We start from the raw sequence: 11815 nt of genomic DNA, 5'->3' as shown, positions 1-11815 counted from the left end.
TTAGGCATCAGTCGGATGCACGAGACGAGGGTATTAATACAATAAAGATGAACCTATTTACCTCACAAAGAGAGTGGTCATCTCGTTGTACCTGTATACCAACCTAATATTTCCGTTGCTAAGAGTGCAAGTACATCCAATGCAACCGTTGGCGATACAGTAAATTATACGCTCACAGTCCATAATACGGGCAACTATCCAGCAAATATAATCCTTTCAGATAACATTCCATCGGGCACTACATTCCTACCTAACAGTGTGCTTGTTAATGGCTTGCCTCTTCCTCAAGCAGATCCTGCTACAGGTATTCCTGTTGGAACCATTAATCCGAGCTCTACGACGACGGTATTATTCTCAGTTGAAATCACAACGTTACCTAATCCGCAACAATTGGTAAATCAGGGTAGCGCAGCCTATAGCTTCACATTACCTGACGGTCGCACACTGAGCGGTTCTGCCCTTTCGAATTCTGTCACTATTCCGGTCTCATCTCCGAATGTCGCTGTAATCAAATCAACGACTACGACAGCAACTACTGTTGGAGACACCATTGTATATTCTATGAGCATTACAAATAACGGCATAGCCACTGTAAATAATGTCATATTCACGGATGCACTTCCTGCAGGTACAAACTTTATAGCAGGCAGTGTAACTATAGATGGCGTTACGCGTCCAGGCGTTTCGCCATCTACGGGAGTAACTATCAGTAGCTTACCTCCAGGAGGATCGACTACAATAACGTTTAGTGTTACAGTAACTTCACTCCCTCCTTCAGGGGTACTTAACAATCAGTCATCCGTTGTATATACTTCCGGCGCATTATCCAATGTTGCGTTCTCTAATATTGTATCAACGCCTGTGTATAAGCCCATTATAAGCGCATTAAAGAGTTCAAATATCGTCAACGCCACTGTTGGCGATACGATTACTTACACCGTTGTTGTCAACAATACAGGCAACTACGCTGCTACGGCAACGTTAAGTGACACGATTCCCACTGGCACAACCTTTGTAGCTAACAGTGTCATTGTGCAAGGTTCTCTTGCCCCTGGCGCAGATCCAGCCTTGGGAATTCCTCTTGGGGTGATCGCTTCAGGTTCAAGTCTATCTGTCATATTCTCGGTCGTTATCACTACGCTCCCTCCAAGCCAACAGTTGCAGAACTATGCATCCATATCCTCCACTTATATACTACCTGATGGACGTACGTTTAATGGTACAATATCCTCCAATACGAATCAGATTTCTGTGTCGTCTCCTAATGTCTTAGTAACCAAATCTTCAATCGCTACAGACGCTGTGGTAGGGGATACCATTACTTATCAAGTGTCAATTACAAATAGTGGAATCGCTAATATTAGCAATGTAGTACTTAGTGATCCTATACCTGCCGGCTCATCCTTTGTTTCCGGTAGCGTAATCGTTGATGGCACTACGTATCCAGCAGCCAACCCAGCATCTGGAATCTCACTGGGTACTCTGGCCCCAGGTGCGTCTTTCCTTGTCACATTCAATATTATTGTGAATGTATTACCAAATCCAGCTAGTCTTAGTAATCAAGCTTCCGTTAGCTTTACATCTGGTGTATTCTCTGGAACCTCGAACTCCAATACATTGGTTATTCCAGTGTATCAACCTATCGTTGTTATTCTCAAAAGTGCTAATACGAGCAACGCAACCGTTGGGGATACCATTACTTATTCATTAAACGTTACAAATACCGGCAACTGCCTGCGGTCGTAACTATCTCCGATACCGTACCTGCTGGTGCTATATTCGTTCCAAACAGTGTTCTCGTAAATGGTGTGCCACAACCTGGGGTTGATCCAGCTGGCGGGCTAAACATCGGCACGATTGCTCCGGGAGCTACAGTTACAGTAACGCTCACATTCCAAGTTACCGTAGCGACATTGCCTAATCCACAGCAACTTGTGAATCAAGCAACCGGAACATTTACGTTCACTCCACCGGACGGTCGTCTTCTCTCTGGTACTTCCCTTTCTAATGTTCTCGTCATCCCAGTATCATCACCTAACGTTACCGTAGTTAAAAGCACACCTGCTACGGACGCAATTGTGGGAGATATCATCACTTACACGATTGTTGCTACGAATAACGGCATAGAGACTGTTAACAACGTCATCCTTATTGACCCTATTCCTGCAGGAAGTCAGTTTGTTACCGGCAGTGTAATCGTAGATGGAATAGCCCGCCCTTCTGGAAATCCTGCATCTGGAATCAGCATCGGCAGCATTGCAGCCGGAGCTTCGACGACTGTGGTATTCCAGGTTCAGGTAATCGCTATATGACCAGTGGCTCACGTCCTTATCCTGTCGTTTCCAATCAGTCAATGGTTCACTTCAGTTCGGCAGCGGTGTTGACAGTATTGCGTATTCGAATATCGTCGATACCCCGGTCGTGGGCCCAGTCCTTGCAGTGATCAAAAGCGCGGATAAAGTCCGCGCTTCCTTGGGTGAGACGATTGTGTATACCATCATTGCCGAGAACACGGGCAATACGGCTGCTGAGTTGACTATTTATGATACATTACCCCAAGGGGTATCATTTATACTGAACAGCGTTCTTAGAAACGGCATTCTATTGCCAGGTGCGGATCCAGTATCAGGCATTCCTGCCGGGACACTAATACCGGAGAGTAGGGTCATCATATCTTTTCAAGTTATCGTTGTTTCATTACCTCCAAGCCTTATTTTACTCAATAAGGCACTATGTAAATATTCCTTTGTAACATCAGAAGGTCGATTAAACATAAATGAACTATACTCTAATACGGTAACCATCTCGTTAAATGCATTTCAGATCTGCACTTTATTATCTGCGAACACTTCGACAACTTTTGTCGGGGATGTTGTAACATATACGTTACGGATTATAAATGAAGGAATTCAGTCTTTACAGGATGTCATAGCAGTAATACCTGTTCCAGAAGGAGCTGTCTTCATTGTCGGAAGCGTCATCGTGGCGGGCGTGTATTATCCTGAATCAGACCCAAATCAAGGGATATACTTAGGTAACTTGGGTTCCGGAGTATCCGTTGAAATAACTTTCCGTGTCAGTATTGTAGAGGTTCCTCCAACCTCAACGTTGATTAACACTGCTACGGTCTCCTATGTAGTTGATGGAAACCAGTTCAACACTGAGAGCAACACTGTTGTAGTAGCCGTTGTCTCTCCTGATGTTACCATTAGTAAAAGAGTAGATCTTTCCCGCGCAGCTCCCGGAGATCCACTATGTTATGAACTTTTAGTAAGGAACAATGGGAATATAGCGGTGGATGCGATATTAATTGATATCATCCCATCAGGTACTCTATTCGTATGGGATAGTGTATTGGTAAATGGAGTCGTTATGAAAGGTGTTATACCAGATTCAGGAATTTCATTATCCACGTTAAGCCCGGGATCCGTAACCGTAGTGAAATTCAAAGTTACGATAGCTACAACTATAAACATTCAAGAAATATCAGAAATCCAGAATCAAGGGTCGTTACAGTATACTTTTCAATTGCCTGATGGTCGTTCTGTAAGTCAAATTGCCCGCTCCAACGTAGTCTCTACGTATATATTTACACCGATCATTTCTCTAGAAATTTGTGTCGAACCTACCTGCGTAGAAATAGGTGGATGTGTGAAATTTAAATTATTACTAAGCAATACAGGGAATTGGCCTGCAGATGTTTCACTCATCCAGTTGAATCCTGAAGGATCCACACTGGATTCGAGTACAATCACGATCGACGGTATCTCTTCTCCCCAATATCCATTTAATGGGACGATCCCATTGGGTACAGTAAAAGCTGGCACTACAGTATGCATCACCTATATTATTACGATTAACGAGTATCTACTTCGACATTTTCTTAAAGGCAACTCATCAGCGATTTACCAGTTCATGTTAGATGAACGCACATATGTAGGCAAAGTTCACTCGAATAGTTATACGATCACTGTGGAAGAGTTCAATGAATAGAGCAGATAAACCTATTTATCAGAATACAATAAAGTTATCAGCTCAATGTTTAAGAAGAATCTTATGAAATCTTGAACATATCGTATCAACAAAAATAGAGGGGCTACTCCCCCTCTATTTTTGTGTTGCTCGGATGATTTCAGTTCCAACAGAAATGAACATAATTCATTATGTAAAGTTTATTTATGTAGTGTTACTTCCACATTAAATACGAAGAGGCAGCCCAGAACATGAGAATAATGTTTTAGGCTACCTCTGTATTTAATTAATGAAACTTATTTATCGGATAACTTTTCTTTCACTTCACGTACTTTATCAGGAGTTACATCATTACCAAGTGGATCAACTACTGTTAATCCTGTAATCGTGTTGAGGACTTGACCGCGAATTTCACGTAAGTAGTCTTCACGTAATGCTTGTTGCTCCACCTTTTCAGCATTGGTTAGGCCTTCTCCACGCTGTTTTCTTGCTAATTCATTAATACGATCTATACTTTTTATCATCTGTTTTTCCCATCCTTTTATATATATTAATTCTTTATCTTATTCTAAATTAGTTCCCGTGCCAATAAGCGATATACTTCCAAACGTTTCTCTTGTGAATGTGGAATGCTGCAAATCATCGCTTCATCGAATCCATATTTCGCTTGTTCTTCTTGTAACAGCGTTGCTATGTCTTTAGCTGAACCCACGAGATGAAGTTTGCGACTCTCTTTCAATTGCATGCGATCAATTTCGCTCAACGAATAATTCTGAGCTTCTTCTGGTGATAACAATTGTGTAATCTTGCCCTTCATCATACTTAAACGGAAAATATCTTGCGGTAGCGCTTCGTACTCGGCTTCTTCTGTCGTCTCCGCCGTTGTCACCATGTACGTCGCATTAATTTCAGGTTTCTCCATAAATACTGAGGGTTGAAAGTTATTCTTATAGGTATCTAGAATCTCTTTGGACATTGCACCATTGAAGAATTGTGCGAATGAATACCCAACACCCATCTCTGCCGCCTTCAGTGCACTACTTCCGCTCGAACCTAACATCCATGCTTCTGGCAAAACAATGTAGGACGGTGTTGCTATCGTTTTGTTGTTCAAGTCATCTAGAGGAATTTCATCGTTGATCAACTTCAGTGAAGTATCAAATTTGGTATACATGTTATTCAACATGAGTTGACGTCCCTCAGATAAAGCGTACATGGCATTGGTATCTCCACCCGGAGCTCGACCCACTCCGAAATCAATCCGACCAGGGGAGAAAGCACTAAGTGTTTTAAACACTTCAGCAAGTTTGAGGGGGGAATAATGCATCATCATAACGCCACCCGTACCGATACGAATATTCTTGGTTTTGGCAGCTAAGTGAGCGGCTGTCACTTCAGGAGCTGAGCTAGCAAATGAATTTGCACCATGATGCTCTGCCATCCACATTCGAGCGTATCCTAATTCATCAGCCAATATAGCAAGTTCTTCCGCCTTTTTCAAAGCATCCTGTGCCGTATTTCCCTTTGTAACTGGTGCTTGATCCAATACACTTAATCTCATCTGTTTAACTTCCCTTCTCTGTCTAATCCAATAGTTACTTCACTTATTCCATTTACAAGACCATTTTCTCATTAACCCATAACTGTAAAGACTCTACTTTTGTTTTAAAACGATCTTTATGAATGTCATCGAACATCGATGCAACAGTCTCTCTTTTCAAAACAGATTTCCAAGAAGATTCAGCTTCTTTCATTAACTCCGTTAACAAACAACATTGATCTTCAGCTTGTAACTCAAGCATATCGTTAAAAATACCACTTGAAGAATAAAGCGTCTGTTGTCCTTCAATTGCAATATATATATCGTATATTCGAATCTCTTCAGGTCTCTTCTTTAATTTAAACCCGCCTTTAACCCCTGGAACAGAAGTAATCAAGTCCGCACTAACTAATTTTCTTAACAGTTTCTGAAAATAGGTTACGGATGCACCTAATTGTTGACTGATCGCTTCGCCAGGTAATACAGCTTTGTCTGGTAGCATATTAAGTAGCAGAATGGCATATGCGGATTGTTCTACACCGGTTTTCATATGCATTAGAAATCACCTCGATTAGCATTTGCACGATTTGGTCATATCAATTCATATTCTAGAAATCATCTTCAATCAATATGGATAATGATTATCTACGTTATTCTATAGTATCGTATTTAATTATGAAAGTAAACACAAAGAACCCTCGAAGTCATGCCGAACCTCCAGATCCAATAGAACCCGATGTGTAATGCGAATTATTATACACGACTTGTCCACTTTCATTATATACAATAACACCATAAGGATAATGACCAGAAGGTCCAGCGTATTGACCAATAATAACGAGTCCCCTTGGCCTTGAATTTGTTGACTGATAGGAATTCCAAAATCTGTTAGAGGAAGCATAGTAAACACTAGGATGAAAATCAATTGAAATAGAGTGAAAAATAGAACCAACCCGGAGGGCTGATTCTATTTTTTGTGTTCTAACTTAGACAATGATGACTTATGTAATGATGACTGTAACTTTTTTTGCTTAAGCAAAATGCTGATATATATTACTTAAATACTCTTCCTCATCCGTATTTTCCTTCATATTGATAAGCATCTTTGCATCTTCTCCAACAACATATCGGAATTGGCTTGTACCATCTGTGGCGGCTTGATATATGGTTTCCGCAACAAATTCAGGTGGGGAAGCATATGCTGGATCTTTTTCCATTTCACCCAATTTGCCCAGAAATGCTGTAGTAAACGGCTTATAATCTGTTAAGGCATCATTAAAAAAGAACTCCATTGATCTTCCGCCAAAATCCGTGTTAATCGCACCAGGTTCAATCAATTTTACTTTGATGTTTTGTGAAGCTAATTCATAAGATACAGATTCAGAGAATCCTTCTACGGCGAATTTAGTTGAATGATACAGTGACATCGTAGGAAAGGTGACTTTACCTCCCATAGAAGAAATATTGATTAGCATGCCTTCTTGATTAGATCTGAAATGGGGTAACATAGCTTTCGTCATGCTGATCAAACCAAACACATTCACTTCAAATTGTCTTCTAATCTGCTCATCTGTTGCAACTTCAATGAGGCCCATTGTTCCATATCCGGCATTATTGAGGAGAACATCAATGGTTTCGAATCGTTGTATCGCTTCCTCTAACGCAGTTTGAATCGTATCACTGTTCTCAACATCTAGTCTTAATACTAGAACATTGCTTAGCATATTGAGTTCAGTTTCTTGTTCAGGTGTACGCATCGTGGCTACTACGTTCCATCCTCTCTCAGCAAAGTGTTTAACTGTAGCTCTACCAATACCTGATGACGCACCCGTGATAAATATCGTTTTCATAATAATTCCTCCTAAAAGTTTTATGAGCTTTACTACGTGGTTAGGGTTCGAATAAAACTCACTTCGAAAGCATTCGCTAAAAGTTTTGTTTGTGTTACTTCTATGATTAAACTTCATACAAAACTTACTTCGAAAGCTTGTGTTTTAAGCTTTATGAGCGCTCCTCTTGTTCTAACTTCTCCATACTTACCAATCCCTCGGCAATGGTCTCAAGTTTTGCTTTATATTCTTCTATCCCAATTTGGATGCATATGATCTGTGCTGGATGCATTTCATCTTTATAAAGCGAATACTGCTCACATAATTGAATTAACTTCTGTTGTGAATCCTTCTGTACTTGCTTCAACCAGATTATGATCTTGTCATAGCCAACGAATTCACCAAAGTAAAGTCGCATCATAAAATCCGATTTTTTTATACTGTCTCCCTCTAGTGGTCCTTGCAAATACGCGTTAAAACACGCTCGTCCTTTATCCGTTATGTTTAATACATTTTTGTTAGGCTTCCCGTCCTGTAGCACCATTTCCTTAGTTATCAATTCCTCTTTCTCCATTCGGGTAAGCGTGGGATAAATCGTTCCATAACTTGAACTAAAGAAATTTGAGAATACATTCTCCAATAACTGTTTTATTTCATATCCAGTTAACGATTCTTTCATGAGCATGCCTAATATTACATCCTGACTGTTCACACTGGGACCTCCTTGTCATTTAGATATATTTGTAAATCATTTCATCATCAATATATCAGTTCAATATATATCTTGTCAACATATTATCTAAGATCAAATATTAATTTGTTTCTCATATTATTAGCAAAAAAAAAGATAGATCCATCAGAATATATCTGATTCTCTATCCATTGTTCTTATTAAATTTGCTCAATCCATAGACGACCTTGTAATCACTCGTTTATTTGAATACCAAAGTAGTAACTAGCCTCATTCTTCACTTCCCAAACAGCAGACAGACAGTAATTATAATACCCCGGCTTCTTTGGAAGGTTATAGTTATATTCATTTGGTTTATTTGTCGATTCCACAACGCCATAGGAATTGATAATGGTTAATGTGAACGAGTCAGGTTCAATCGGAAATTTCACACTAATAACTCCCCCAAGATCTGCAACAACAGCTTATTCTTTAATACTTTTGTAGAAGATATCTGGGTGTAGAGGATCTCCGCAGATCCCATCTTTTTTAGTACCAAACCAACAATATGGACCCAACCTATATTCAATACGCTGTTGATCCAATATAATTATCGGTCTCACCGGTTCATCTGATAACTTCTTATTCGAACACCCAACGAACAACAAATAAATCATTGCCGTACACATGAACAAGAATTGTCTCTTCTTCATTCATGCAACCTCCTTATTCGTTCACCCGAAACCTTAAAAACCGTAATTTGAAATTTTAATCAAATAGGGTATTAGCCCTCATCCAGATAAGTGATCCCGAATAATGTAGAAATGGAGGTGAGTTAATGAAACATAAATACATCAGTAGTAAAATGAAAAAAGGGAAGCCCATAATAAATGATCGTTTCCTATCCCGTCACGTTCCAGAAACACGATGGTATCATGCTAGTACACTGAATATGATGCTCAGGAATTTCCCTGTATTATATATCAAGCCCGATAATGGCTCCGCAGGAACAGGGATTATCCGTGTCAAGAGGCTTAATCGTTCACAAAGCTTGATTTCATATAAAACCACGTCAAAAGTGTGCTCCAACAGAAACATCGTATTCGAAGTAGTAAAGAGAATGCGCCGTGGTAAAAAATATATTATCCAACAAGGAATTTCTCTGGCAACTTATCGAAATAAACCTTTTGATCTGCGGATTGTTCTCCAGAAACCTTCCAACCGATGGTCACTTACATGGATGAGCGCCAAGGTGGCGCCAAGGTCCAATTCCATCGTCACCAATGTAGCAAAAGGAGCTCGGGATGCGAGAATTAAGGAAATCCTTCGAGGAGCCGATCAACCGCTGCACGTATCCAGGGTTCTTTGGACGTTAAGTGACGTATCCTACAAAATAGCACGTAAATTAGGCTCTCGCTTCTCTTTTCGAATCCTTGGATTGGATATGGGCATAGATAAGAGAGGTAAAGTATGGTTTATTGAAGCAAATACCAAACCTAACTTTCACGGATTGAAGAAGCTAGATCCCATCCAATATCGAAGATATCTTCAAGCGAAAAGGAGAATAGAAGCAAGCCGCTGAAACTGAATAATTCTATATTACTTCCCCTTCAACCATTCCTTGTATTCTTCTAAATTGTATTCGTCAGTTCTTACGACCATCCAATGATTATCCTTCTGTTCTAAGAAGATCTTTATTAAATATTCCCCACCAGACTCATCGAAGTCAGTTCTCAAATAACTAATAGTTCCATGAATAAGAAGTACCACTTCATTAGCGTTTATTTTTTTCACTTTCATTCGTTCATAACTTTCAATATTATAATTGGCATCTAACAATTTAAAATTATGATTTAATGATTTGAGCTCATCTTTCTCAACATTAACTCCTTGTTTAGGATCTATATTATCTTTTAGATCTGGGTACTTATCCCACAGGATATTTATATCCTTATTAATGACTGCTTGTGTTCTATAATACATGTACTCTCTTGCAGGCTTTGTATATTCCACCCAATTAGATGATTCAGGCTCTACAAATCCTTCCATATCTGCTTCGGTATCTACTTTTGTAATCTGATTTTCTGTTAGCGCTTCACTTTGCTGACAACCTACTAAAGCTGCTAAAACAATAAGTAATATACTTTTCATAAGAAAAATTTTCATATTCTACCCCCTCTAATATAGGACGGTCTAAATTCCCATAAGTTGCAAAAAGAATGAGCAACACGAAGTGTGGTTAGCACTTTGCGTTGCTCATTCGATAATGAAATAATCATATTATATTATTCTTTCGAATCACTTACCTTAACGAGCATTTTTCCTAGATTAGTACCTTGGAACAATTGGAGAAATGCATCAATCGCGTTGTCGAAACCTTCCACAATCGTCTCTTCATACTTTAATTTACCTTCTGATAGCCATTGTCCAAGCTCCTGAAGTCCTTCTGGTTGTCTAGCTGCATAATCGCTAAGTACAAATCCTTTCATAAGGGAGCGAGTCTTGATCATCTTGGTCAGAATACGTGGGCCTATGTCCCCATCTGTACTGTTGTATGAAGAGATGGCTCCACATAATGGAATCCTTGCATAATCATTCAGTACATTCATCACAGCATCAGAGATAGTTCCACCTACATTGTCAAAATACACATCCACTCCGTTAGGACATGCTTCTTTCAGTGCCTGATCGAGGTTTGTAGTTGTCTTATAGTTAATAACTTCATCAAACCCAAGTTCATTCTTCAAATAGGTACATTTCTCATCGGATCCTGCGATTCCTACGACACGTGTTCCTTTGATTTTGGCAATCTGTCCAACAAGCATACCCACTGCACCCGCAGCACCAGATACAACAACCGTCTCACCCTCTTTTGGCTGACCAATATCTAGTAAACCGAAATATGCAGTAAGACCTGTCAAACCTAGAACACTTAAGTATGCTGATACTGGTGCCATAGAATCATCAATTTTACGAATAGTCTTAGCATCCACTGTATTGTATAATTGCCATCCCAACATCCCAAGAATTTTGTCTCCGGCCTTGAACAAATCAGACTTGGATTCTACAACCTCTCCTACAATTCCACCTGTAATGACTTCATTAAGTTTATAAGCTGGGATATAGGATTTAGCATCGTTCATTCTTCCCCGCATATAGGGATCCACGGACAAGTACAAGGTACGAACAACAACCTGTCCATCTTGTGCTTCACTAACCGGAATCTCTTTGAATTCGAAGTTTTGATCGATTGGCATGCCTACTGGACGTGATGCCAAAAGGATTTGTTTGTTAGTATATTGTTGGTTCATATAATCACTACTCCATTTAACTTTATTTTAGTTTCTGCATAACTGATTAACTTGTTTACGATGACTATCAAGCCTATATAATATGATAGTTTTAAAACTATCAAATTAATGTTCAAAAATTACGGGCCTCTAGACATACTATAAACTGTCCAAGAAACCCGGTAAAAATTCAGAGAACGTATCTTCTCTTAGCTGCCCCTTCTTATTCTGCCCATTTCGGATGACAGAAACAAGATCAGCTTCATATAAAATCTTGAGATGATATGACACATTGGATTTATCCATTCCCATCGACTCACCGATGGATCCACATGTGTTGTTCTCCCGATGGATATGAAGATATCGAATCATTTCAATTCGTTTCACTTCTGCTAATGCTTTGAAAATCTTTGCCCGCTTCTCATCATCTTTTAAAGAATATTGTTCAATAGTCATAGGACTATTGTATTCATGAAATATGCTAAAGTCAACTTATCTAAGAAAGACACTCTTC

General features: G+C 39.5%; 14 protein-coding genes and 1 pseudogene. 5 read left to right on the top strand and 10 right to left on the bottom strand.

Annotation, left to right across the window (positions count from 1 at the left end):
- Nucleotides 1-108: 108 nt before the first annotated feature.
- From PBAT_RS23925 to PBAT_RS23915, 4 genes and pseudogenes are all read left to right on the top strand, one after another.
- Nucleotides 109-1746, top strand: coding sequence for a COG1361 family protein (locus PBAT_RS23925; RefSeq protein ID WP_246168913.1), 1638 nt, complete (start codon nt 109-111; stop codon nt 1744-1746).
- A pseudogene (locus tag PBAT_RS26465) lies at nt 1731-1781 on the top strand (hypothetical protein); the annotation flags it as partial. The gene PBAT_RS23925 and the pseudogene PBAT_RS26465, both read left to right, overlap by 16 nt.
- A 27-nt stretch (nt 1782-1808) precedes the next feature.
- Nucleotides 1809-2312 carry a DUF11 domain-containing protein gene (locus tag PBAT_RS23920; protein WP_068653161.1) on the top strand — a complete coding sequence of 168 codons (504 nt, stop codon included), beginning with the start codon at nt 1809-1811 and terminating at the stop codon, nt 2310-2312.
- A 109-nt stretch (nt 2313-2421) separates the two neighbouring features.
- Nucleotides 2422-3993, top strand: coding sequence for a DUF11 domain-containing protein (locus tag PBAT_RS23915; protein WP_084403339.1), 1572 nt, complete (start codon nt 2422-2424; stop codon nt 3991-3993).
- Between the two features lie 275 nt (nt 3994-4268).
- On the opposite strand, the gene PBAT_RS23910 is transcribed toward PBAT_RS23915, so the two are convergent.
- The 7 genes from PBAT_RS23910 to PBAT_RS23880 all read right to left on the bottom strand — a co-directional run bounded on the left by PBAT_RS23910 (nt 4269) and on the right by PBAT_RS23880 (nt 8724).
- On the bottom strand, nt 4269-4496 hold the full coding sequence (locus tag PBAT_RS23910; RefSeq protein WP_068653159.1) for a DUF896 domain-containing protein: 228 nt from the start codon (nt 4494-4496) through the stop codon (nt 4269-4271).
- Nucleotides 4497-4540: 44 nt separating this feature from the next.
- Nucleotides 4541-5533, bottom strand: a complete 993-nt coding sequence (locus tag PBAT_RS23905) for an MsnO8 family LLM class oxidoreductase (RefSeq protein WP_068653158.1) — start codon at nt 5531-5533, stop codon at nt 4541-4543.
- A gap of 52 nt (nt 5534-5585) precedes the next feature.
- The gene (locus tag PBAT_RS23900; RefSeq protein WP_068653157.1) at nt 5586-6068 is read right to left on the bottom strand and encodes an RrF2 family transcriptional regulator; all 483 of its coding nucleotides are present in this window, start codon (nt 6066-6068) and stop codon (nt 5586-5588) included.
- 475 nt (nt 6069-6543) lie between these two features.
- The gene (locus tag PBAT_RS23895) at nt 6544-7362 is read right to left on the bottom strand and encodes an SDR family oxidoreductase (protein ID WP_068653156.1); all 819 of its coding nucleotides are present in this window, start codon (nt 7360-7362) and stop codon (nt 6544-6546) included.
- Nucleotides 7363-7513: 151 nt separating this feature from the next.
- Nucleotides 7514-8053 carry a PadR family transcriptional regulator gene (locus tag PBAT_RS23890; protein WP_084403338.1) on the bottom strand — a complete coding sequence of 180 codons (540 nt, stop codon included), beginning with the start codon at nt 8051-8053 and terminating at the stop codon, nt 7514-7516.
- Between the two features lie 212 nt (nt 8054-8265).
- The gene (locus tag PBAT_RS23885; protein WP_068653155.1) at nt 8266-8463 is read right to left on the bottom strand and encodes a hypothetical protein; all 198 of its coding nucleotides are present in this window, start codon (nt 8461-8463) and stop codon (nt 8266-8268) included.
- A 33-nt stretch (nt 8464-8496) separates the two neighbouring features.
- Nucleotides 8497-8724 (bottom strand): hypothetical protein, encoded by a 228-nt coding sequence (locus PBAT_RS23880; RefSeq protein WP_068653154.1) that lies wholly within the window; start codon nt 8722-8724, stop codon nt 8497-8499.
- Nucleotides 8725-8849: 125 nt separating this feature from the next.
- Here PBAT_RS23880 and PBAT_RS23875 point away from each other — a divergent pair, with 125 nt between their 5' ends.
- Nucleotides 8850-9593: a YheC/YheD family protein gene (locus PBAT_RS23875; protein ID WP_068653153.1), complete on the top strand. Its 744-nt coding sequence runs from the start codon at nt 8850-8852 to the stop codon at nt 9591-9593.
- 17 nt (nt 9594-9610) lie between these two features.
- On the opposite strand, the gene PBAT_RS23870 is transcribed toward PBAT_RS23875, so the two are convergent.
- From PBAT_RS23870 to PBAT_RS23860, 3 genes are all read right to left on the bottom strand, one after another.
- Nucleotides 9611-10177 carry a hypothetical protein gene (locus tag PBAT_RS23870; protein WP_068653152.1) on the bottom strand — a complete coding sequence of 189 codons (567 nt, stop codon included), beginning with the start codon at nt 10175-10177 and terminating at the stop codon, nt 9611-9613.
- Nucleotides 10178-10296: 119 nt separating this feature from the next.
- Nucleotides 10297-11322, bottom strand: a complete 1026-nt coding sequence (locus PBAT_RS23865; RefSeq protein ID WP_068653151.1) for an NADP-dependent oxidoreductase — start codon at nt 11320-11322, stop codon at nt 10297-10299.
- 138 nt (nt 11323-11460) lie between these two features.
- Complete coding sequence (locus PBAT_RS23860) at nt 11461-11757, bottom strand: ArsR/SmtB family transcription factor (RefSeq protein WP_068653150.1); 297 nt, start codon at nt 11755-11757, stop codon at nt 11461-11463.
- Between the last annotated feature and the right edge of the window lie 58 nt (nt 11758-11815).

Source organism: Paenibacillus antarcticus, assembly GCF_001637225.1.
GTDB lineage: Bacteria > Bacillota > Bacilli > Paenibacillales > Paenibacillaceae > Paenibacillus_AQ > Paenibacillus_AQ antarcticus.
Note: the sequence above shows the minus strand (reverse complement) of the source record. Positions and strands in the feature narration are given on the sequence as shown.

What these genes read in the sequence shown, in the direction of transcription:
- PBAT_RS23880 (WP_068653154.1), bottom strand. Translation starts at nt 8,724, where the DNA reads ATGAAGAAGAGACAATTCTTGTTCATGTGTACGGCAATGATTTATTTG.
- PBAT_RS23870 (WP_068653152.1), bottom strand. Translation starts at nt 10,177, where the DNA reads ATGAAAATTTTTCTTATGAAAAGTATATTACTTATTGTTTTAGCAGCT.
- PBAT_RS23900 (WP_068653157.1), bottom strand. Translation starts at nt 6,068, where the DNA reads ATGCATATGAAAACCGGTGTAGAACAATCCGCATATGCCATTCTGCTA.
- PBAT_RS23905 (WP_068653158.1), bottom strand. Translation starts at nt 5,533, where the DNA reads ATGAGATTAAGTGTATTGGATCAAGCACCAGTTACAAAGGGAAATACG.
- PBAT_RS23865 (WP_068653151.1), bottom strand. Translation starts at nt 11,322, where the DNA reads ATGAACCAACAATATACTAACAAACAAATCCTTTTGGCATCACGTCCA.
- PBAT_RS23860 (WP_068653150.1), bottom strand. Translation starts at nt 11,757, where the DNA reads ATGACTATTGAACAATATTCTTTAAAAGATGATGAGAAGCGGGCAAAG.
- PBAT_RS23875 (WP_068653153.1), top strand. Translation starts at nt 8,850, where the DNA reads ATGAAACATAAATACATCAGTAGTAAAATGAAAAAAGGGAAGCCCATA.
- PBAT_RS23895 (WP_068653156.1), bottom strand. Translation starts at nt 7,362, where the DNA reads ATGAAAACGATATTTATCACGGGTGCGTCATCAGGTATTGGTAGAGCT.
- PBAT_RS23910 (WP_068653159.1), bottom strand. Translation starts at nt 4,496, where the DNA reads ATGATAAAAAGTATAGATCGTATTAATGAATTAGCAAGAAAACAGCGT.